At 70.5% G+C, this 21,679-nt stretch carries 15 protein-coding genes; 12 read left to right on the forward strand and 3 right to left on the reverse strand.

The features are described 5' to 3' along the window. Positions 1 to 610: 610 nt before the first annotated feature. Positions 611 to 1,342, reverse strand: a complete 732-nt coding sequence (locus VFF46_RS37840) for a hypothetical protein (protein WP_325042088.1) — start codon at positions 1,340 to 1,342, stop codon at positions 611 to 613. A 162-nt stretch (positions 1,343 to 1,504) separates the two neighbouring features. Between VFF46_RS37840 and VFF46_RS37845 the strand changes: the two genes are divergently transcribed. From VFF46_RS37845 to VFF46_RS37885, 9 genes are all read left to right on the forward strand, one after another. Then, complete coding sequence (locus tag VFF46_RS37845) at positions 1,505 to 6,100, forward strand: hypothetical protein (RefSeq protein WP_325042089.1); 4,596 nt, start codon at positions 1,505 to 1,507, stop codon at positions 6,098 to 6,100. After that, a complete protein-coding gene (locus tag VFF46_RS37850; RefSeq protein ID WP_325042090.1) occupies positions 6,100 to 6,573 on the forward strand; it encodes a hypothetical protein in 474 nt (157 codons plus the stop codon). The genes VFF46_RS37845 and VFF46_RS37850 overlap by 1 nt, the downstream gene beginning before the upstream one ends. A 7-nt stretch (positions 6,574 to 6,580) precedes the next feature. Beyond that, positions 6,581 to 6,859: a hypothetical protein gene (locus tag VFF46_RS37855; RefSeq protein WP_325042091.1), complete on the forward strand. Its 279-nt coding sequence runs from the start codon at positions 6,581 to 6,583 to the stop codon at positions 6,857 to 6,859. Positions 6,860 to 6,930: 71 nt separating this feature from the next. Then, entirely contained in the window at positions 6,931 to 10,953 is a 4,023-nt protein-coding gene (eccCa, locus tag VFF46_RS37860; RefSeq protein ID WP_325042092.1) for a type VII secretion protein EccCa, read from the forward strand. Next, the gene (locus VFF46_RS37865) at positions 10,950 to 11,339 is read left to right on the forward strand and encodes a hypothetical protein (RefSeq protein ID WP_325042093.1); all 390 of its coding nucleotides are present in this window, start codon (positions 10,950 to 10,952) and stop codon (positions 11,337 to 11,339) included. Before eccCa ends, VFF46_RS37865 begins: the two co-directional genes overlap by 4 nt. Position 11,340: 1 nt before the next feature. Beyond that, positions 11,341 to 12,387 carry a DUF6177 family protein gene (locus VFF46_RS37870; protein WP_325042094.1) on the forward strand — a complete coding sequence of 349 codons (1,047 nt, stop codon included), beginning with the start codon at positions 11,341 to 11,343 and terminating at the stop codon, positions 12,385 to 12,387. A 25-nt stretch (positions 12,388 to 12,412) separates the two neighbouring features. Next, positions 12,413 to 13,735, forward strand: coding sequence for a type VII secretion integral membrane protein EccD (gene eccD, locus VFF46_RS37875; RefSeq protein WP_325042095.1), 1,323 nt, complete (start codon positions 12,413 to 12,415; stop codon positions 13,733 to 13,735). Between the two features lie 135 nt (positions 13,736 to 13,870). Then, a complete protein-coding gene (locus VFF46_RS37880) occupies positions 13,871 to 15,079 on the forward strand; it encodes a hypothetical protein (RefSeq protein WP_325042096.1) in 1,209 nt (402 codons plus the stop codon). 125 nt (positions 15,080 to 15,204) lie between these two features. Further along, positions 15,205 to 15,729 carry a Rieske (2Fe-2S) protein gene (locus VFF46_RS37885; RefSeq protein WP_325042097.1) on the forward strand — a complete coding sequence of 175 codons (525 nt, stop codon included), beginning with the start codon at positions 15,205 to 15,207 and terminating at the stop codon, positions 15,727 to 15,729. 65 nt (positions 15,730 to 15,794) lie between these two features. Here the strand turns inward: VFF46_RS37885 and VFF46_RS37890 are convergent, their stop codons facing one another. Both VFF46_RS37890 and VFF46_RS37895 read right to left on the reverse strand, forming a co-directional pair. Then, the gene (locus tag VFF46_RS37890; RefSeq protein ID WP_325042098.1) at positions 15,795 to 17,021 is read right to left on the reverse strand and encodes a S8 family peptidase; all 1,227 of its coding nucleotides are present in this window, start codon (positions 17,019 to 17,021) and stop codon (positions 15,795 to 15,797) included. 149 nt (positions 17,022 to 17,170) lie between these two features. Then, the gene (locus tag VFF46_RS37895) at positions 17,171 to 17,626 is read right to left on the reverse strand and encodes a DUF6194 family protein (RefSeq protein ID WP_325042099.1); all 456 of its coding nucleotides are present in this window, start codon (positions 17,624 to 17,626) and stop codon (positions 17,171 to 17,173) included. 82 nt (positions 17,627 to 17,708) lie between these two features. Here VFF46_RS37895 and uvrC point away from each other — a divergent pair, with 82 nt between their 5' ends. From uvrC to VFF46_RS37910, 3 genes are read left to right on the forward strand one after another with little or no spacing between them, the layout of a single operon-like run. Continuing rightward, entirely contained in the window at positions 17,709 to 19,739 is a 2,031-nt protein-coding gene (gene uvrC, locus VFF46_RS37900; protein ID WP_325042101.1) for an excinuclease ABC subunit UvrC, read from the forward strand. Continuing rightward, entirely contained in the window at positions 19,739 to 20,605 is an 867-nt protein-coding gene (gene rapZ / locus VFF46_RS37905; RefSeq protein ID WP_325042102.1) for an RNase adapter RapZ, read from the forward strand. The genes uvrC and rapZ overlap by 1 nt, the downstream gene beginning before the upstream one ends. After that, positions 20,602 to 21,543 carry a uridine diphosphate-N-acetylglucosamine-binding protein YvcK gene (locus tag VFF46_RS37910; RefSeq protein ID WP_325042103.1) on the forward strand — a complete coding sequence of 314 codons (942 nt, stop codon included), beginning with the start codon at positions 20,602 to 20,604 and terminating at the stop codon, positions 21,541 to 21,543. Before rapZ ends, VFF46_RS37910 begins: the two co-directional genes overlap by 4 nt. Positions 21,544 to 21,679: the final 136 nt, after the last annotated feature.

Below are 21,679 nucleotides of genomic sequence, written 5' to 3' on the forward strand. Positions count from 1 at the left end.
GCCGACCACCCCGGGTACCGACCGTACGCACACGCCCGAGCCTCGGACGGGAGAGACGAACCCGGAGCCTCGGCGTACCCCAGAAGACCCCGGCGCCGCGCGTACGAACGAACCGCCGGTCGTACCGGTCACCCCGGTCACCCCGGTCATGCCAACGCACGCCGGCGGTCCTGTGACGCCCGGCCGCTCGGCGCAGTCGATCGGCGACCGACTGGCCGGCAAGGAACCGACCATCGCCGAGAAGCTCTCCGGCGAGCCCGTCGCGCGTACCTCTCGCCAGTCGATCGCCGACCGCCTCGACGGCAAACAACCCACCATCCCCGAACGCCTAGACGGCGTCGAACCACCCCCCGGCCACACCCCACCCGCAGACCCCGGCCCCGGCCGCACCTCGGGCGGGGAAACCGGTCCGGGCCGTACGCCGGGTGGGGATACCGGTCCTGGCCGTACTTCGGGTGGAGAACCTGTCCACGGCCGTACGTCGGGTGGAGACCCGGCCCCGAGGCAGTCGATTGCCGACCGCCTCGACGGCAAGGAACCGTCCATCGCCGAACGCCTGGACGGCGTCGAGCCCACCAACGGCCGCGCCCCGACGCACACGGAGCCTGGTTCACCCGGACGGCACGTGGACGACTCCACACCCGCAGCTCGCACGGCGGAGCCCGGTGAACCCGCCGGGAGGCACGTGGACGACTCCACACCCGAGGCTCGCACCGCCGAGCCGCACGACCCCAGCCACCCGACCACCGAACGCCCGCACACCGACGACGGCACACACCCCAACCACACCGAGCCCGGTCACCACGACCCGGCGACCGAGCCGGGTGCCGCCCGCCACGAGCCAGAAGGCACGCCGGCGTCCCGGCACGAACCAGGCGCCGACCGCCCCCGTGACGAGCACACCAACCCGTCCGCGGACCGCCCGCACGAACGCACGGACGAGCCAGGCGCACAGCACCCGCACGAACGTACGGAGGAGCCGGCCGCAGAGCGCCCGCACGAACGCACGGACGAGCCGGATGCGCAGCGCCCACGCGAGCGTGCGGACGAGCCGGGCGCAGCGCGTCCGCACGACGGTGGGACGGAGCGCGGCGCGCAGCGGCCGCGTGACGGGCACGACGAGCCTCGAGCGAACCATTCGCGTGATGGGCAGCGTGAGGCGTCGGCCGAGCGCGCGCATGACGGGCGTGCCGAGCCGGGCACGGATCGCCCGCACGAGCATGCCGACGAGGCCGGCGCGCAGCGTCCGCGTGAGGCTGCTGCGGAGCGTCCGCACGAAGCTGGGGCGGAGCGTCCGCACGAAGCTGGGGCGGAGCGTGCGCGTGAGGCTGGGGCCGAGCATTCGGGTGCGGCTGACCGTCGGCGCGAGCCGGGCGCGGAGGGGCGCCCGCGTGAGGCTGGTGCTGAGGGGCGGCGTGAGTCGGGTTCGGAGCGTGCGGGGGACGGTACGCCGGCGTGGCATCGGGCGGATTACGATCCGGCTCGGGTGCACGATCCGGGGAGGGTGGATGGGCATCCGGTTCCGGAGCACGACTTCGGGCCCGGGGCCAAGGAGCCGGCGGCTGCGCGGCACGAGCCTGACCACTCGGGTGATGGCAACGACCCGCGGTACGACGACCCGCTCGAGCGGCAGCGGCTGATCGACCAGATGAAGCCGGAGCACCTGCGTCCGGAGGCGGGCAAGGTGCGGTCGGAGGTCGACCCGTTCCAGCACATCAAGCCGGACGACCTGGACCCGCGTCGCGGTGAGCTGGTCGAGAGCGTCGGCGACCGGCCGATCGAGAACAAGTACAGCTGGGTACACAAGGTGAACCCGGACAACGGACTCTCCCCGCACTACGGCATGAACTGCCCGGAGGTGTCGCGCGTGACCTGCGACATCTTCAACCGTGGTGAGCCTCGGCTCGCGGCGGGCAACGCATTCCGCCGCGGTGAGTTCCCGCAGACCACGACGGAGTGGATGGGGATCGAGGACTTCCCGGAGGCGTACAAGTACCGGCGGCCCGAAGGCACCCCGGCGGACTTCAACTCCGACCAGTCCGCGCTGCAGCTGGTGCGGGACGCGCTCAAGGGCCGGCCGGTCGGTACGCACGCGAACATCGGCGTGACGTTCGGCCGCGGTGGGCACCGGTTCACGGCGTTCGTGGACGGTGACGGCAGCGTCAAGTGGATGGACGCGCAGCCGTCGCGCGCCGCGCGGAGTCACCCGGAGGGTTCGCCGGAGCAGATCGCCGCGATCGAGCGGGACATGATCAAGCACGGCAACCAGATCCCGGTCGGGAGCCACATCGATCGGCTGGAGTTCAGCGTCCGCGAACCGGGTGGCAAGTGGGAAGGCGTTCCGCGCCACCCCGACTCGACGCCCGCGTCCCAGCGCACGCTGGGCGGCGGCCGCCCGGGCGAGGGCTCCAACTCGTTCGAGGACCGGCTGAACCCGGGTGGTAGCAACACTCCGCACACGCCCGAGCGGTCAGGGCCTGCGGAGCCCGCCGGTTCCGAGCCGTCACAGTCGATCGCGGACCGGCTGGCAGGCAACGACCACCCCAGTACGACACACGCACCGGGGGACCCCGGCCACAATCCCGCGGGTGAGGCGCGGGCGGGCGGCCGTACTGGCGAACACCCGAGCCCGACCCACCCCGCCGACCACCCAAGCCCATCCGACCCGGCGACCACCCCGCACACCAGCGAGCACGCCCGTACGACGCGTGCCGGTGGGGACGGTGGTACGGCGCACGCTCGCGAGGACGGTCGTACGGCGCATGCCGGAGGGGACAGCGGCATGGCGCGTGCCGGCGAGCACGGCCGTACGACGCGCGCCGGGGAGGGCGGCGGTACCACCCGTCGTGGTGAGGACGGTCGTACGGGGCATGCCGGTGGGGACAGCGGTACCACGCACGCCGGTGAGCGCGGTGGTACGGCGCACGTTCGCGAGGACGGTCGTACGACGGGTGCCGGGGAGGACGGCGGTACCACGCATGCCGGCGAGGACGGTCGTAGGACGGGTGCCGGGGAAGACGGTGGTACTGCGCGTGGTGGTGAGCACGGTCGTACCGCGGGTGCCGGGGAGGGGTCGGGCACGGCGCGTGGTGGTAGTGCTGGTGATGGTCGGGGGCGTGGGCTGTCCGACATTCTGGACGGGCACGGCGAACCGCGACCCACGGTGAGCGGTCATCATTCGGAGACGCAGCCGTCAGCGGGTGGTCGGGAAGCCCACGAGGCGCGGCCGGCGAGCGGGGAAGCACGCAGCACGGGCTCGACCCGGACCGGAACCGACAGGCTTGAGCCGACGCACAGCACGGAGCATCCACTCGAGCCCACTCACGCCCGAGGGGCGGAGCACACGCCGGAGCAGGTACGCACGCCGGAGCAGGTACGCACGCCTGTTGAACCGCGTCGGGGCGAGCCGCCCTACTCGGCGGAGCAGTCTCATCGGGCAGACGACGGCCGTGCGCCGGAGTCTTCCCGGGGCCCGGAGCAGGCTCGGCGGGTGGACGACGGGCGTACGCCGGAGCAGTCGCGGGTGGCGCAGGAGACCGATCGGGCAGATGCCGGGGTTGGGCGCGAGCCGGAGTCGTGGGGTGTGCGGGACGAGCGCGGTTCTGGTGGTGAGCGGGCGCGGCGTGAGGTGGATCCGGAGGAGACTCAGCGGGTTTCCCGGGAGACGATCCGGGAGGCGGAGGCGACGCAGCGGGTCTCACACGAGACGATCCAGAATGCAGAGCACACGACGTCCGCTGCACCCCACGCGAACGAGCGGCAGGTCCCGTCGGGTGGATCTCATGCGAGCGAGCGGCGTGCGCCGGCTGGACCGCATTCGAACGAGCCGCACGCGCCGTCGGCTGGACCCCATGCGAATGAGCGGCATGCGCCGGCTGGACCCCGTGCGGGCGAGCGGCACGTGCCGTCGGCTGGAGCTCATGCGGATGGGCCGCATGCACCGGCGGGTGAAGCCCATGCGAGCGAGCGGCATGCGCCGGCTGGACCCCATGCGGACGGGGGACATGGGCGTGAGGCTCATCCGGGGGCGGGTGAGGTTGGGGTGGGGGAGCGGGAAGGGGCTTGGGAGTCGGAGTTGGCGGATCCTGGGTTCCGGGCTTCGGAGGCGGATCAGGCGGCGTTCAAGAAGCAGTTCCCGACGTACGACCGGGAGGCGATGAGGGAGCATCGGCGTCGTGGGCGGGCGCAGCTCGGGGACCGGATCCTGAACCTGACGGATGTCGACATCCAGGCGATGGAGAAGATGCTGCAGCGTCAGCACTACGACATCAACAAGGCGTTCCACCGCGGCGATCGTGCGGTGGAGAGCGATCCGATCGTGCGGAACGCGATCTCCGGGATGCACAAGATGCCGTCGGTGAAGGGGGAGGTGTTCCGTGGACGGACGTTCGACGATCCGGCCAAGCTGCAGGAGTTCCTGGATCGGCACGAGGTCGGTGAGGCGGTCCGGTACCGCGGGTTCACGCACTCGGACAAGCAGTACGAGGGAGCGCGCCCGCACGCCGGCAACGTGATGCTGCACATCGAGTCGCGGAACGGGCGGGACATGTCGTTCCTGCGTGATCCGCATGCTGGGATCGAAGAGGTGATGCATCTTCCGCACACCGACTTCTATCCGGTACCGAAGCACTTCGACGAGGCGACCGGGAAGTACACGGCGAAGCATCTCGACGACGATGGTGTGTGGCATGTGTACGTGCGTGACTACACCGGTCCGTACGTCGAGCCCGGTCGCGCACGGGTCGAGACGCCGTCGGCCCACCCGGGGGAGCACCCGGCCGGGGCGCCGTACGACCGGTCCCCGAACCAGCCGGGTTCCCCGACTGTTCACCACGACGAACCAGGTTCGTTCGGCCCGGTGGGGCACGGCGAACAGCCGGGTTCCTTCGGTCCGCTGGGGCATCAGGCTGAGCCTGGTTCCTTCGGTCCGGTTGGGCATCATGAGGAGCCGGGGTCGTTCGGTCCGGTTGGTCACCACGAGGAGCCGGGGTCGTTTGGTCCGGTTGGGCATCAGGCGGAGGGGTATCCGCCGGCGCAGCACTCGTACGGCGAGCAGCAGCACGCGCAGGATCCGAACGCACAGCAGCATGTGCAGGAACCGCACGCACAGCAGCAGCCCTACGGGCAGCAGCACACGGAGGATCCGTACGCGCAGCAGCCGTACCGCCAGCAGCAACCGCACGACCCGTATGCGCAACAGCAGCCGTACGGCCAGCACCTGCAGGATCCGTACGCGCAGCAGCAGTCCTACGGCCAGCACTCGCAGGAGCCGTATGCGCAGCAGCGGCCGTACGGAGGGCGACGGCAGGGACAGTATCCGCCGGTTAGTCGGGGTGAGCAGCCGTCTGGGGCGCCTCGTCCGCAGGATCCGTACAACCAGCAGCCTGGGTATGGGCAGCAGCAGCCGCAAGGCCCGTACAACCAGCAGCAGTACGGGCAGCAGCAGCATCAGCCGTACAACCAGCAGCAGGCGCAGTACCCGCAGCAGCCGCAGCACCCGCAGCACGATGCGCAGTACCAGCAACCGCAGCAGACGCAGTACCAGCAGCAGCCGCAGTATCAGCAGCCGCAGTACTCGCAGCAGCAGGGTGGGGAGTGGCGGGCTGGGGATTCGGCGTACGGGGTGAGTGCAAAGACAGGGTTCGATCCGGCGTTTCATCATCGGGCGTTGGGGGACGAGTTCGCGCCGGGCGTGCACGACCCGGATGCCGCGTTCCAGCCGAAGGAGCGGGCGATCGCGGATCGGCTGCAGCAGGAGCGTTGGCGTGTCGACGCGCGTCCGGAGGATCACGGCGTGCAGCATCTGAAGAACCCGGAGTCGATGGTGCGCAAGCATCCGGGGCACGAAGGTGTGATCACCGAGTACAAGACCCTGCAGAGCGGCTCGCGGAACGCGGCGAAGCGGAACATCAACGACGCCAGCGATCAGGTCCCGCCGGACGGCGAGGTGGTGATCGACGGCCGGGGTGTCGGTCTGACCGAGGAGATCGCGGACCACGCGTACCGCGGCGCGCTCGGCCAGCCCGGGAAGCGGGTGGCGGCCGAGGTGCACGTGATCCTCGGTGACGGCCGGATCAAGACGTACACGAGGGAGAACTGATGGCGGCGCGGGAGAACCTGTTCCTGCGGTCGGCGGCGCCGGTGCGGGACCAGGCGGTACGCCTGCAGGAGCTGCTCGGGCTGGAGCCGATCCCGGACCAGTCGGGCGCCGGTCCCGACCAGTACGGGCTGCGGGCCGCGGCGCGTACGGTGCCCGGCACGCTCGGGTTCCTCGTCCAGCCGAATCTGCACGTCGAGACCGACCCGGCTCCGGAGGACGTGCAGGCGATCGACGGCTACCCGATCGAGATCGACATCTGGCTCGGCCGGGACGTGGGCGCGCAGCGGTTGGAGGCGCGGATGGTGTTCGACTACCTGGTGCAGATGTGGCCGGACGTCCCGATGCTGCTGTGTCACGACCTGGAGGAGCTGGTCGTCGCCTACCGCCCGGGTCGCGGCGTGTACGAGTTCCCTGCCGGTACGACGATGGACGCGCCGGACGCCCCGCTGTGGCGCGATTGGGTGGAGGTCTGACCGAAAGATGTCCGGCAGCTACTACGGAACGCAGGTCATCGAGTCGGTCGCGGTACGCCGCCGCCGGCTCCGCGAGGCGTGGCTGTTCGGCCAGGACCGCGCGAAGAACACGCTCAAGGAGCAGACCGGCAAGTTGTTCGCCAGCGTGATGATCGGCGTCCTGGCGTGTGCCGGGTGCGCCGGTGTCTCGTACTTCAAGTCCGCGTCGGCGAAGGAGAAGGAGAAGAACCAGCCGACCACCACGCAGACGACGACCGGGCCGGTGAGCCCGTCGCCGAATCGGTGAGCGTCCGCAAGGTGATGGTTGGTACGAAGTCCCCCGCGTGGTCGCGGGCAGGTCAGCGGAGGGAATGTTAGGTGGCAAGCCGGATCGTGCATCGCCCGGCGCGGCGGACAGCCGCGCCCGGGATGCAGGAGCAGCGCGTGATCGAACCCGCACCGACCCTGGGTGGTGCGGGCGGCGGTGGCGGTGGTGGCAACGCGATGCTGCAGATGGTGCCGGCGCTCGGCGGTATCGGCTCGATGGTGATGATGACCATGGGTCGGTCGGGGCCGATGATGATGGTCGGCATCGTGATGGGCGCGGTGACGCTGCTCGGCACCGCCGGCGGCATGCTCGCCGGCCGAGGCCGGGGCGGTAAGCAGCGCAAGGACCAGCGCACCAGGTACCTGGACTATCTGGAGCGGCTCCGGGACGAGTTCTCGGTGCAGGAGCGGACGGCGCGCGCGGACGCGCTCGAGTTGAACCCGCCGCCGGACGCGCTGCTCGACTGCGTCAGCGACGTGTCCCGGCTGTGGGAGCGCCGGCGGACCGACAGCGACTTCCTGCAGCCGCGCTGCGGCAGCGGCCGGGTGCCCGTCGTACCGGCTGTCGTCGGTCAGTCCGGATCGGCGATGGAGCCGCCGGACCAGTTCATGATGGCCGAGGCGAACGCGCTGGTACGCCGGTTCACGCTGATCCCGGACATGCCGCTGACCGTCCCGCTGGACCATGTCGGCAACGTCAGCATCGTCGGGGACCGTGACGGTGTCGTCCGGGTGGCCCGCTCGCTGCTGGCGCAGACCGCCGTCTGGCACGCGCCCGAGGACGTGATCATCGCGGCCGCGTACCCGCCGCAGGCGTTGCCGGACTGGCAGTGGATGTCGTGGCTGCCGCACGTCCAGGACCCGGACCGCAAGGTCGGCCCGACGCCGTTCCGGCGGATCGCGCAGACTCCGGCCGAGCTGTCCCGGCTGCTGGCCGACGACCTGGGCGAGCGGGTCCAGTGGGCGACCGAGTCGCGCCGCGGATCGGTGGCGTTCGACGACCGGCGACGGTTGACCCAGCGGATGCTGGTGCTGCACGACACGTACGGCGACGTTGCGGCCGAGGTCCGCCCGCAGGCCGACGACTCGCTGGTGCCGGGGGAGCTCGGCGTGACCGTGCTGCACCTGGTCGCGGACCGGGTCCAGGAGCCGAGCTCGGTGACGATGCGGATCACCGTGTACGGCGACGACGTACGGGTCGAGGACCTGCGCGGCCCGGCGCCGATGGTGGCGAGCGGGCAGGTCGACAAGTGCGACGCCGCGCTCGCCGAGGGCATCGCCCGGGAGCTCGCGCCGCTGCGGCTGTCGGCGGAGTCGCTCGACGACGAGGCCCAGCTCGACAAGGTCGACTTCATGGGCCTGCTGAACATCACCGACGTCGCCCGGCTGGACTTCCGCCGGCTCTGGCAGCCGCGGGCCGATCGGGCCTTCCTGCGGGTGCCGCTGGGGATGGACGACAACGGCGGTACGACGCTCGTGGACCTGAAGGAGTCCGCTCAGCTCGGTATGGGCCCGCACGGCCTGATCATCGGTGCGACCGGTTCCGGCAAGTCCGAAGTACTGCGCACCATGGTCACGGCCCTGCTCGCGACCCACACGCCGGAGGACCTCGCGCTGGTGCTCGTGGACTTCAAGGGCGGTGCGACGTTCGCGCCGTTCGACGGCGTACCGCACGTGGCCGGCATCATCACGAACCTGCAGGACGACGCGAGCATGATCGAGCGCGCGTACGCGAGCCTGGCGGGGGAGGTGCAGCGCCGGCAGCAGGTGCTCAAGGACGCGGGCAACATCGCGAACATCACCGACTACCGTCTCTACCGGTCGCAGCGGCCGGAGATGGCGCCGCTGCCGCACCTGTTCGTGATCATCGACGAGTTCGGCGAGCTGCTGAACCAGCGGCCGGACTTCATCGACCTGTTCCTGTCGATCGGCCGGATCGGGCGGTCGATCGGGGTCCACCTGCTGCTGTCGAGTCAGCGCATCGAGTCCGGCGCGCTGCGGGGTCTCGACACGTACCTCTCGTACCGCCTGGGGCTGCGGACGTTCTCCGAGGAGGAGAGCCGGACGGTGCTGGACACCACCGACGCGTTCCACCTCCCGCCGCTGCCCGGGTACGGGTACCTGAAGGTCGACACGAGCATCTACCAGCGGTTCAAGGCCGCGTACGTCTCGGGCCCGTACGCGCCGCCCGCGGAGGAGGTCGTCGAGGACGAGGGCGAGAACGTCCGCCCGCACGAGATCCCGCCGTACCAGCAGCGTCTGGACGACCCGGGCGCCGCGACCGCCCTCGAGCCGGCGGCGACCGAGCGGACGACCGGTCCGACCGTACTGAACGTGTTCGTCGACCAGGTCCGCAAGGCCGCGCCGTCGGTGCTGAAGATCTGGCTGCCGCCGCTGCCGGCTGCCTGCACGCTGGACGGGATCGCGGGCCGCGCGGACTTCGTCGTCGACCGCGGGCTGCAGCTGGCCGCGCAGACGCCGCCGATGATGCCGCCGCTCGGTGTGGTCGACGATCCCCGCAACCAGCGGCAGGACGTGTACCGCCTCGACCTGACGCGGGCCGGCGGTCATGTCGCGTTCGTCGGCGGTCCGCAGTCCGGGAAGACCACCGCGCTGCGGACCGTGGTCACCTCGCTGGCGCACACGCACACCCCGCGCGAGGTCGCGATCTACGCGCTCGACCTGGCCGGTGGCGGTATGCAGGCGCTGGAGCAACTGCCGCATGTCGGCGGGGTGGCGCTGCGTACCGACCGCGAGCGCATCCGGCGTACGGTCGAAGAGATCCGGACGATGATCGACCAGCGGGAGCGGATCTTCCGCAACCACGGGATCGACACGATGGACGCGCTGCGCGCCGATCACGCCGCCGGGCGGATCCCGGAGCTGCCGACCGCGGACATCGTCCTGGTGGTCGACAACTACGGCGCGATCCGGACCACGTTCGACGATCTGGACGAGCCGATGTCGGACATTCTCCAGCGGGGCAGCAGCTACGGCGTGCACGTGGTCGCGGCGATGATGCGCTGGAACGACATCCGGATGCAGAACCAGGCGCTGTTCGGCACGATGCTGGAGCTGCGGCTGAACGACCCGACCGACTCGAACATCGACCGCCGGCTGCAGGAGGTACTGCGGAGAGCCGGCGGCGGGCGGGCGCTGCTGCCGGGGAGCAAGCTGTTCCTGCAGATCGCCCTGCCCCGTGTCGACGGCGTCCCCTCGGACGAGAACCTCGCCGAGATCCTGGAGGCACAGGCGGTGTCGGTGCGGTCGACCTGGCAGGGGCCGCGGGCACCGCAGATCCGGATCCTGCCGCTGCAGCTGCCGCGGGCGGACGTCGCGGACGACCTCCGCGAGCCGGCCGTCGTACCGGTCGGCGTGGACGAGCGGGCGCTGTCGCCGGTGTACGTCGACCTCGCCGGGCGGGACAGCAACCTGGTGGTGTTCGGCGACAGCGGCTGCGGGAAGACCAACCTCGTCCGGCTGCTGGTCCAGCAGCTGGTCGATCGGCATACGTCCGACCAGCTGGTGTTCGCGGTGATGGACCCGCGGCGCGGCCTGCGCGACGTCGTTCCGCCGGCGTACCTCGGCGGGTACGCTCCGACCGGCCGGATGGCCGCCGGGCTCGCGGCAGGTGTCTCGCAGGAGCTGGCGAAGCGGATGCCGGACGACAGCGGCACGGTCCCGGAGGCGGGACAGGGCGGTCCGCGGATCGTGGTCCTGGCCGACGACTACGACCTGCTGACGACGGGCGGGCAGTCGCCGATGGACCCGTTCCTGCCGTACGTCGCGTCCGGCCGCGACATCAAGCTGCACTTCATCGTGACCCGGCGGGCGTCGGGCGCGTCGCGTCAGCTGTACGAGCCGTTCCTGTCCGCCGTACTGGAGTCGGGCTCGGCCGGGATGGTGATGTCCGGCGACCGGGCCGAGGGGCAGCTGTTCACCGGTGCCTACCCGGGCGACTATCCGCCCGGCCGTGGGTTGTTCGTTCGACGGGGAGACGGGCCGCAGCTCGTCCAGACGGCCCTGGCCGACGCGGTTGCGACCGTGCCGGCGGGCGGAGGTGTGACGCCATGACGTACGACCTGGTTGCGCTCGTCGACGGCCGCCCGACCAGCGACGACCTGCTGGCCGGGCTCGCGGCCGCGGGGTCCGAGCTCGGCGTCCGCGCGGTGAGCGGCGGCGCGGTCATCCAGCTCTGCGACGACGACGGCGACCCGCTGGTGTCGATCGAGATGCCGTTGCTGATCCAGGTCCCGGGCGAGGTCGAGCGGATGCTCGGGCCGTCGGTCGGGCAGGTGCAGACACCGGCGTGGTGGGTCGAGATCCGCGCCGCCACGCTGGACGGCGCGCGGGAGCTCGCCGAGAAGTACGCCGGCACCCTGGTCGGCCGGCTCGGCGGCCGGGTGTGGTCACCCGAAGGCACCGGGCCCGCGACCACCGCGAACGAAGGAACCAACTGAGATGCCGAACGAACTGATCTTCAGCCCCGGGGTCGACCTGGTCACCGACCGGGTCGCCGTCGTCATGCAGGACCGCCCGGTGGTCGGCATGTCCGCCTGGCTCTCCGATGCGCTGGCCTCCGCGATGAGCGAGAACCGCGGTCTCCAGCTGGTCACGCCGCGGACGTCACGGATCACCTGGCCGGTGCGCTCGCTGGTGCTCCAGAGCATCCTGTCGCGCTGGGTGGTGGTGGGCGAGGACGGGGAGTACTTCGACGGCCTGAACGGCACCCGCGTGGTCTGGAACGACGAGATGTTCGTCGCCCGGTCGACGGGCGAGCCGGACGAGCGGACCTCGGACATGCACCCGGACTTCGTGGTCCAGGAGGACCCGTTCGCGCACCTCCAGCTGACCGTCCGGGTCCGGCACAAGCCGGTCGCCGCGCTCGTTCTCGGCAAGGTCGCGGAGACGCTGTTCGGCGGTGCGGCAGGTGGTGGACCGGGCGGCTGGTCGACCTCCGAGCCGGTCACCCAGCCGTGGAGCCGGGAGGCTTTGACGGAGTACTGCCGGGGCCGTGCGCCGGCGCCGACGATGCTGATCCTCTCCGGGCCGTCAGGTCCTGACACCAAGCCGGCGGTCGGCACGCTGGAGATTCGCCGGACCACGGCGGGGGTCGACGAGACCGTGTCGTTGTCGGTCGCGCAGCCCGGTCTGGGGCTGCCGACGGCCCAGGCGGTCGGTGACCTGGTCGATGCCGTCGCGGACGACTTCGAACTGGTGTCGGCGGTCGCGATGGGTGCGTTCGGTGCCGCCGACGGCACCTACCAGCCGCGCTTCGCCGGCCTCGGCGGTCCGGTCGGGCTCGGGGTCGGCCACGAGGCGGTCCGCGACGGCGGGCTGAAGGACGCCCTCGACGTCGCGGGGATCAAGGCGCTGGCCATCGGGCCGTCGCACGAGCCGGGCGTCTGGTACCCGATCGGCGACGGACGGTCCGCGGAGGACTGGGAGAAGTACTCGGCCGTGATGCGGAAACTGGTGCCGTCCGAGGCCCAGGCCGGGCAACGCTGAGCAGCGAGAACAGGAGCGAAGAGCTATGAGCGTGTACAGCCGCGTGACGGTGATCGGTCAACGCCGTCGGCTGGATGCGGTGCTGCCCGCGGACGAGCCGCTCGGCGTACTGCTGCCCGACCTGCTGCGGATGCTGGACGAGCCGCTGGAGCAGAGCCCGCAACGGCGGTACCTCACCACCGCGACAGGCGTCCTGGTCCCGCCGGAGGGAACGCTGCAGGCCGCACAGGTCATCGACGGTTCGGTACTGCGGCTGGCGTCCGAGGGCGAGCTGCCACCGCCGCCGACCGTGTACGACGTGACCGAGGAGGCCGTCGAGGACCTCAAGCGCCGCGGTACGACGTTCAAACCGCAGCATCGCCGGATCCTCGCGGGTGCCGGGCTGGTGTTCTCGATCATCGCGGGCGCGATCTCGCTGCTGGTCGCCGCGCCGAACGGTGTCACCGCGGCCGCGCTGCTGGTGCTGACCGCGATCTGTGCGTTCGTCGGCATCGCGCTCGGCCGCAGCGGGAACAAGGTGATCGCTACACCACTCGTCACGGTCGCGACCGTCGTACTGGCGCTGACTGTCGGCTTCTGGGCGTTGAACGGTGGCTGGGAGCTCGGACTGGTCATCACGGTCGGGGCATTGTGCCTGGCGTTCGGTCCGCTGTTCTACGCGGCAGCTGGGCTCGCTGGTGGCGGTGTGGTCGCCGGTGCAACCGCTGTGTTGTTCGTTGCGGTGTGGATGATCGGTGTCGGTACAGGTCTGGCTGCTGAGCGGGTAGGTGCTCTGGCTGCGCTGCTGGCCGTACTGCTGCTCGGGCTGCTGCCCCGGATGGCGCTGGCCTTGTCGGGTCTGTCCGGGCTGGACGACAAGCGGGCGGCGGGCCAGGAGATCATGCGCGGCGACGTACGTACCGCACTGAACGCTGCGCACCTGGGACTCGCCCTGGCGACGTTGCCGATCGCGGTGTCGTCCGCGGTGGCGGGTCTGATGCTGCTGAAGCAGGGCGGTGCGTGGGCGGTCGCGCTGGCGCTGGTACTGGCGTTCCTTCTCGCATCGCGGTCCCGGTTGTACCCACTGGTGAGCGAGGTCGCGGTGCTGTTCGCGGCTGCGTTCGCGATCGTGTCAGGGTGCGTACTGATCGCGGCTGTGAACGGTCAGGGCGGTGCGTTCATCGCACTGGGGCTGCTGGTGCTGGTGGCGATGTTCTGCGCGTTCGGTCTCAGTTTCGCACCGGCGGAGCATGTCCGGGCGCGGCTCACGCAGCTGTTGGACTATGTTGAAGTGGTGGCGATCGTGGCGACGGTCCCGCTGACGCTGGGTGTCTTCGGCGTCTACACCAGCCTGCTGAACAAGTTCTGACGACCGGGTGGCATGACTGATTCCGACTGGCAAGGTGACATGTTGCGCCGGATGTCGGCGCAACACCCACCAGCCGACGATCCGGCCGAGAACGCTCCTGCGACGGAGGACTCAGCTGCGCCCGCAGAGCCGCCTGTGCAGCAACCGGTAGAGCAGTACCCCGAGCAGTTCTCTCCGCAACAGCAGTACGGGCAGCAGCCTTATCCACCGCAGCAGGGCGAGTGGTACCCGCCGCAGCAGGCCTACCCGCCGCAGCCGTACCAGCCTGGCCCCTACGACCAGCAGTACGCGCCCCCGCAGTACCAGCAGCCCCCGCAGCAGCCGCCGTACGAGCCGCCTCCGCAGCAGCCGCCGTACCAGCAACCCCCACAGCAGTCGCCGTACCAGCAGCCTTATGAGCAGCAGTACGGCCAGCAGGGGTATCCGCCGTACCACCAGCAGCCCCCGGGGCAGATGCCGTTCCCGGACCAGCCGCCGTACCAGCCGCCAGGTGACGCGTGGGGCCAGCCGCCGCAGCCGCAGTCCGAGCAGCTCGGACGGCCCGCGCCCGCCGAGGGCGACTCGGTCTTCCGGAGGTTCCGCCGGATCGCCTCGGAGGCGGCGTTCCTGGTCGGCGCGTCGGGCCGGATGGAGCGGGACGTGGAGAACATCGCGACGGTCCGCCGCCCGATCGCGATCATGCGCCGTGTCGGCGTACTGAGCCCGGTGATCAACGGCGGTACGTCGACCGTCGCCGCGCTGCTGTCGACGATGCTGGCCGCCCAGCGCTCGGACCGGGTCGTCGCGATCGACACCGATCCGGCCGGCGCGGAACTGTCCCGCCGGCTCGAGCCGGCCCTCGGCGCCGGGGCGATCGAGGACGTCACGCTGGTGCGCGCGGACGGCAACGCCCAGGCAGTCCGGTCGACCCTGGCCGAGGTCCAGGGGCAGGGCGCCCGCGACGTCGGCCTCGCCGTCGTCGACTGTCCCGGCACCATGTACGACGAGGTCGGGACCGAGTTGGCCTCCTCCGGACACAGCCTGGTGCTGGTCGTGCCGTCGGTCCGGCAGGTCGCCGAGTACGCCGTGGCTCAGCTCGACCAGCTCGCGCCGGCCGGGCAGGACGTGCTGCTGCACCGGGGCGTGGTCGTGATCACCCTGGTCGAGGACGCCCCGGACAGTTCGGTCGGCTGGCTGGTCGGCGCGTTCAGGCAGCGCGGCCTGGAGCCGATCGTGCTGCCGTACGACGAACACATCGCCCGGTCCTGGCCGCTGCACTCCGAGCAACTGCAGCCCGAGACGCGACGTGCGGTGCTCGAACTCGCGGCACGGGTGGTCGGTACCGTGACCGGCGTTGCCAGCTGATTCACAGCAAACCTTCAAACGGCGGTGCAATGCGGGCCGGGCTGAACCATTCGGCCGGGCCGGTCGTTGAGTAGGTGGATAGCGTTCAACTACTTCGATCAGCAGGCTCCTGGAGGTCCAGATTCATGAGCGATGACACGACGGCATCGGCCACGACGGCAGCGGCGGACGGCGGACTGCGGGACCGCAGGACGGTGCTGCGGTGTGCGGCGATGGTCGCGCTGGCGGGTGCCGGTGCGCCGCTCCTCGCGGCCTGCGGCGGCGGTGACAACTCCGGGAGCACCGGCGGCAGCAGCACCGGTACGGCGCCGTCGGCGACAGGTTCCGCGCCGAGCGCGAGTGCCTCGTCGGGCGGCGGCGGTACGGTGCTCGGCCCGGTGTCCGACGTACCGGTCGGTGGCGGGAAGATCTTCACCGACGCGAAGGTCGTGGTGACGCAGCCGACCGCCGGCACCTACAAGGGGTTCTCCGCGATCTGCACGCACCAGGGCAACCCGGTCGGCTCGGTGGAGGGCGGCCAGATCGTCTGCCCGTTCCACAACAGCCACTTCAGCATCAAGGACGGCAGCGTGGTCAGCGGCCCGGCACCGTCGCCGCTGCCGGCCGTGAACGTGAAGGTCCAGGGCGGCAACATCGTCGAGTCCGCCTAGACCCGGTCGCGCCCCGGACAGGGCGAAGGCCCGGTCACCGGGGGACCGGGCCTTCGGTCAGCGGATCAGGACTGGTCCGCAGCCCCGACGTACAGCAACTTGTTCGGCGAGCCGGTGCCCGGGTCGCCCACCTTGTCCGCGGTGGAGTTGCCGACCAGCGCCTTCGCGACGTCGGCCGGGGTGGCGTCCGGGTGGTCGGCCAGGTAGAGCGCGATCCCGCCCGCGACGTGCGGCGTCGCCATCGACGTACCGCTCATCTTCGCGGTCGCGTCCGGGCCGGTGATGCCGACCGACGTGATGTCCACGCCGGGCGCGAACAGGTCCACGCACTTGCCGTAGTTCGAGAACACCGCGCGCTTGTCCTGGTCGTCGGTGGCGCCGACCGTGATCGCCGACGGCTCCTTGGCCGGCGAGCTCAGGCAGGCGTCCGCGTTGTCGTTGCCGGCCGCAACGGCATACGTGACGCCGGCCGCGACCGACGCCTTCACCGCGGCGTCCAGCGCGTCGTCCGCGCCGCCGCCGAGGCTCATGTTCGCGACCGCGGGCTTCTTCGCGTACTTGGTCACCCAGTCGATCCCGGCGACCACGGACTCGGTCGAACCCGAGCCCTTGCAGTCGAGCACCCGGACCGCGATCAGCTTCGCGGCCTTGGCCAGCCCGTACGTCGTACCGCCGATCGTGCCGGCCACATGGCTGCCGTGCCCCATGCAGTCGACGCCGTTCTGGCCGTCGCCGACCGTGTCGGTGCCGACCGACGCGCGGTCGCCGAAGTCCTTGTGCTTGGCGTAGATCCCGGTGTCGATGATGTACACGTTGACGTTGTTCGCGTCCGTCGACGGCGTGTACTTCTTGTCCAGCGGGAGGTCGCGCTGGTCCGCGCGGTCCAGGCCCCACGGCGGGTCGTCCTGGGCGACGGTGATCTTCTGGTTCTGCTGGACGTACGCGACCCGCGAGTCGCCGGCCAGCTTCTTCGCCTGGTCCTCGGACATGGTCGCCGAGAAGCCCTTGATCGACGAGTCGTACTGGTCCTTGACCTTGACGTCGTAACTCGCCGCCAGGCTCTGGGTGGCGACCCGGGTCTGGGCCCGCGTGCTCTGGCCGGCCAGGACGACGATGTAGCTGCCGGGGATCGCGTTCGGGTTGCCGGCGCCGCGGATGCTCACCGGTGCGGGCTGCGCTGCGGTGCTGCCGCCGGCCGTGGCGACGATTCCGGCGACGGCCAGCGCGGACGCCGCGGCTGCCGCCAAAGAACGACACAGCAGTGCGCGTGATCTGCCAAGGGAAGGGGACATGGGCGGAACTCCCTCGAGTCAGCGCAAGGCCTTGTTGCCTCACGCAAAGGACCTGCGCATCTACCCTTGTCCACAAGTAACGCAGCTCGCCCATCCCAGTCGGGGGTCAATTCCGGCTTATGAGACAACCCGCAACAGGACCGCAATCTTCAGTTCGTTTGCCGGGCCTGCTGGTTGGAGAACTTCCGCGCCGCGAAGCCGTACGCCTCCTCGATCAACGGCAGCAGCCGGTCCAGACCGGTCGGGTTCACGATCGCCACCCAGTGCTGGGAGGCGTAGAACGGATGTGGCATCAGGGTGTCGCGGGCGGTGTAGTTGTGGCCGGAGTCGAGGATCCAGTCGGCGTCACGTTCGGTGGGCACCGCGCCGAAGAGACCGGTGTACGTCGCCTTGGTGAGGCCGAGGTTCAGTCGCCAGGCGCCGGGCTCGTCGAGCTTCGACACCTTCTCGTAGTGGTCGCCGGTGACGATGGTGGCGAAGGGCTGCTGCCGTTCCGGTGGCAGGTCGCCGGCGGGGTCGTACAGGTAGAAGAGGTCGTCCTGGGCCTCGAGCACCCGGACACCGTCGTACGCGCGGATCGTCCGATCGACTTCTTCGCATCTCATGCCTTCAAGTGTGTCATTGAACCAGCGATAGAAACTTTGTGGTGATTCCGGATTTGTCGGCGGGCCGAACTAGGGTGGTTGGGTGGCTGATCCGTCCTCCTACCGTCCCGCTCCGGGATCGATTCCCGACTCGCCCGGCGTCTACCGCTTCAGTGACTCCGCCGGGCGGGTGATCTACGTCGGCAAGGCGAAGAACCTGCGCGCCCGGTTGTCGTCGTACTTCCAGGACCTGGTGAACCTGCATCCCCGGACGCAGGCGATGGTGACGACCGCCTCGAAGGTCGAGTGGACCGTGGTCGCCACCGAGGTCGAGTCGCTGCAGCTGGAGTACTCCTGGATCAAGGAGTACGACCCGCGCTTCAACGTGAAGTACCGCGACGACAAGTCGTACCCGTGGCTCGCCATCACCCTCAACGAGGAGTATCCGCGGGTGATGGTCGGCCGCGGCCAGAAGAAGAAGGGCGTGAAGTACTTCGGGCCGTACAGCCACGCCTGGGCGATTCGCGAGACCGTCGACCTGCTGCTCCGGGTGTTCCCGATGCGCTCGTGCAGCAAGGGCGTGTTCAACCGGCACCGTCAGATCGGCCGCCCCTGCCTGCTCGGGTACATCGGCAAGTGTGCCGCGCCCTGCACCGGTCAGGTGTCGCAGGAGGAGCACCGCAAGATCGTCGACGACTTCGCGGCGTTCCTGTCCGGGCAGACCTCGACGTACGTGCGCCGTCTGCAGAAGGAGATGCAGGCCGCGGCCGCCGAGCTGGAGTACGAGCGGGCCGCGAAGATCCGCGACGACCTGGCCGCCCTGGAGAAGGCGCTGGCGAAGAACGCGGTCGTCCTCGGCGACGGCACCGACACCGACGTGATCGCGCTCAGCGAGGACCCGCTCGAGGTCGCGGTGCAGATCTTCTACGTCCGCGGCGGCCGGATCCGCGGTGAGCGCGGCTGGATCGCCGACAAGGCCGACGGTACGGCGACCACGGGCGATCTGGTGTCGCGCTTCATCCAGCAGCTGTACGCCGACGACTCGGTGGACGCGATCCCGCGGGAGATCCTGGTCCCGACCTTGCCCGAGGACGCCGAGGTGCTGACCGAGTGGCTGGAGGGGATCCGCGGCGCGCGGGTGTCGATCCGGGTCCCGCAGCGCGGCGACAAGAAGGCGCTGATGGAGACCGTCGAGCGGAACGCGCTGCAGACGCTGACCATGCACAAGACCAAGCGGGCCAGCGATCTGACCACCCGCAACCAGGCGCTCGAGGAGATCCAGGCGGCGCTCGACCTGCCGGAGGCGCCGCTGCGGCTGGAGTGCTACGACATCTCGAACCTGCAGGGCACCGAGGTGGTCGCGTCGATGGTCGTGTTCGAGGACGGGCTGCCGCGCAAGAGCGAGTACCGGCGGTTCGTGATCAAGGGCGTCGACGGCCAGAACGACGTGGCCTCGATCGCCGAGGTGCTGACCCGCCGCTTCAAACGCCTCCTCGACGAACGCGCCACCCACGCGGAGGAGGACGACCCGTCGGCAACCCTCATCGACCCCGAGACCGGTCGGGCGAAGAAGTTCGCCTACGCGCCGGGTCTCGTGGTCGTCGACGGTGGTCCGCCGCAGGTGGCGGCAGCCCGCCAGGCGATGGACGAGCTCGGCGTCGGCGACATCCCGGTGGTCGGCCTGGCCAAGCGCCTCGAGGAGGTGTGGGTGCCGGACGAGGAGGACCCGGTGATCTTCTCCCGTACGTCGGAAGGCCTGTACTTGCTGCAGCGGCTCCGCGACGAGGCGCACCGGTTCGCGATCACCCACCACCGGAACCGGCGGTCGAAGTCGATGGTCGAGAGCACCCTCGACGAGGTCCCGGGCCTGGGCGACGTACGGCGGAAGACGCTGCTGCGGCACTTCGGTTCGCTGAAGAAGTTGCGCGGCGCCACCGTCGACGAGGTCGCCGATCTCCCCGGTTTCGGGCCGCGACTCGCGGAGTCCGTCGTACTGGCGGTTAACGCTGCTGCAACGAAGGCGGAAACCGGCCGCGCTCCGGCGGTGAACACGGCGACAGGCGAGATACTGGGCGACGACGTCCCGGCGCCGGCCGGGGCGCCTGACGGGGACCCAGGGAGAACTGAGAACTGATGGACGACACGGGCGGCAACCTGATCATCGTGTCCGGCATGTCGGGCGCGGGCCGGAGTTCGGTCGCCGACGTACTGGAGGACCTCGGCTGGTTCGTGGTGGACAACCTGCCACCGATGTTCCTGACCACGATCGTCGAGCAGGTCGTCGGCACCGGCGCGGCGCCGCGGCTCGCGGTCGTCGTGGACGTCCGGACCGGCCTGTTCTTCGACGAGCTGAGCTCCGCGATCCACGACCTGCGGCTGAAGGGGTACCGGCCGCTGACGCTGTTCCTGGAGGCGTCCGACGACGTGATCGTCCGCCGGCAGGAGAGCGTCCGCCGGCCGCACCCGCTGCAGGGCGAGGGCCGGCTGCTGGACGGCATCCAGCGCGAGCGTGAGCTGCTCGGCGACATCCGCGCCGGCGCCGACCTGGTGATCGACACCTCCAGCCTGAACATCCACCAGCTGGCCGCGAAGATCGTGAACGCCTTCGGCGACGAGGAGAACGCCGAGCTGCGGGCGACCGTGGTGTCGTTCGGATTCAAATACGGCATCCCGGTGGACGCCGACGTGGTCGCCGACATGCGCTTCATCCCGAACCCGTACTGGCAGCCGGACCTGCGCCCGATGACCGGGCAGGACAAGCCTGTGTCAGACTTCGTGCTCGGCCATCCGCTGGCCCAGCAGTTCCTGCAGAACTACGTGGACGTGCTGGACACCCTGCGGACCGGCTACCTGAACGAGGGCAAGCGCTTCGTCACCGTCGCGATCGGCTGCACCGGGGGTAAGCACCGCAGCGTCGCGATGGCCGAGGAGATCGCCCGCAGGCTGCGCGAGAAGGGCTCACCGACGTTGGTAGTACACCGAGATCTGGGGCGGGAGTGACGAGAGCCCCACGAGTTGTCGCGTTGGGTGGTGGGCACGGTCTGGCCGCGTCCCTGTCCGCGTTGCGCCATGTCACCGACCAGCTGACCGCGGTCGTCACGGTCGCGGACAACGGCGGCTCGTCCGGGCGGCTGCGGCGCGAGCTCGGCGTGCTGCCGCCCGGCGACCTGCGGATGGCACTGGCCGCGCTCTGCCGCGACGACGAGTGGGGACGGACCTGGGCCGACGTGCTGCAGCACCGGTTCCGCAGCAACGGTGAGCTGCACGACCACGCGGTCGGCAACCTGCTGATCGTCGCGCTGTGGGAGCTGCTCGGCGAGGCGGTCGACGGGCTCGACTGGGTCGCCCGGCTGCTCGGCGCGCAGGGCCGGGTGCTGCCGATGTCCGCCGTACCGCTGGACATCACCGCGCGGGTCCTCGGGCTGGACCCGGCGCACCCGGAGGCGATCACCGAGATCCGCGGCCAGGCCGAGGTGGCGTCCACCGACGGGCACGTGGTCGACGTCGCGCTCGACCCGGCCGACCCACCGGCCTGTCCGGAGGCGCTGGTCGCGATCGCGGAGGCCGACTGGGTGGTGGTCGGCCCGGGGTCGTGGTTCACGTCGGTCATCCCGAATCTGCTGGTCCCGGAGCTGTGCCGCGGCCTCGAGCAGACCAGCGCCCGCCGCCTGCTCACACTGAACCTCGGCGAGCAGAAGGGCGAGACCGACGGCTTCTCGCCCGAGACCCACCTGGAGGTCCTGGCCGGCCACGCCCCGGACCTCCGGATCGACGTCGTCCTCGCCGACGCCGGCCACGTGCCCGACCCCGAGTCCCTCCGCCGCACCGCGGAGTCCCTCGGAGCCGAGCTCGTGATCGCCGACATCGCCGACGACGACCGCGACCTCCACCACGCCCCCGACAAACTCGCCAAGCTCTACCGCGAGATCTTCAGCTAGTTGTGATGTCCAGGGAGGTTGTCCCGCTCGTTGGCGGTGAGTCGGTCTGACAGGTGAAGGCCTCCGGTTGTGAAGTGGAGCTGTCTAGTTCACCGCTTCACCACACCGGAGGCCTTCGTGTCCCACGCTAACGCTG

Source organism: Kribbella sp., assembly GCF_035655035.1.
GTDB lineage: Bacteria > Actinomycetota > Actinomycetes > Propionibacteriales > Kribbellaceae > Kribbella.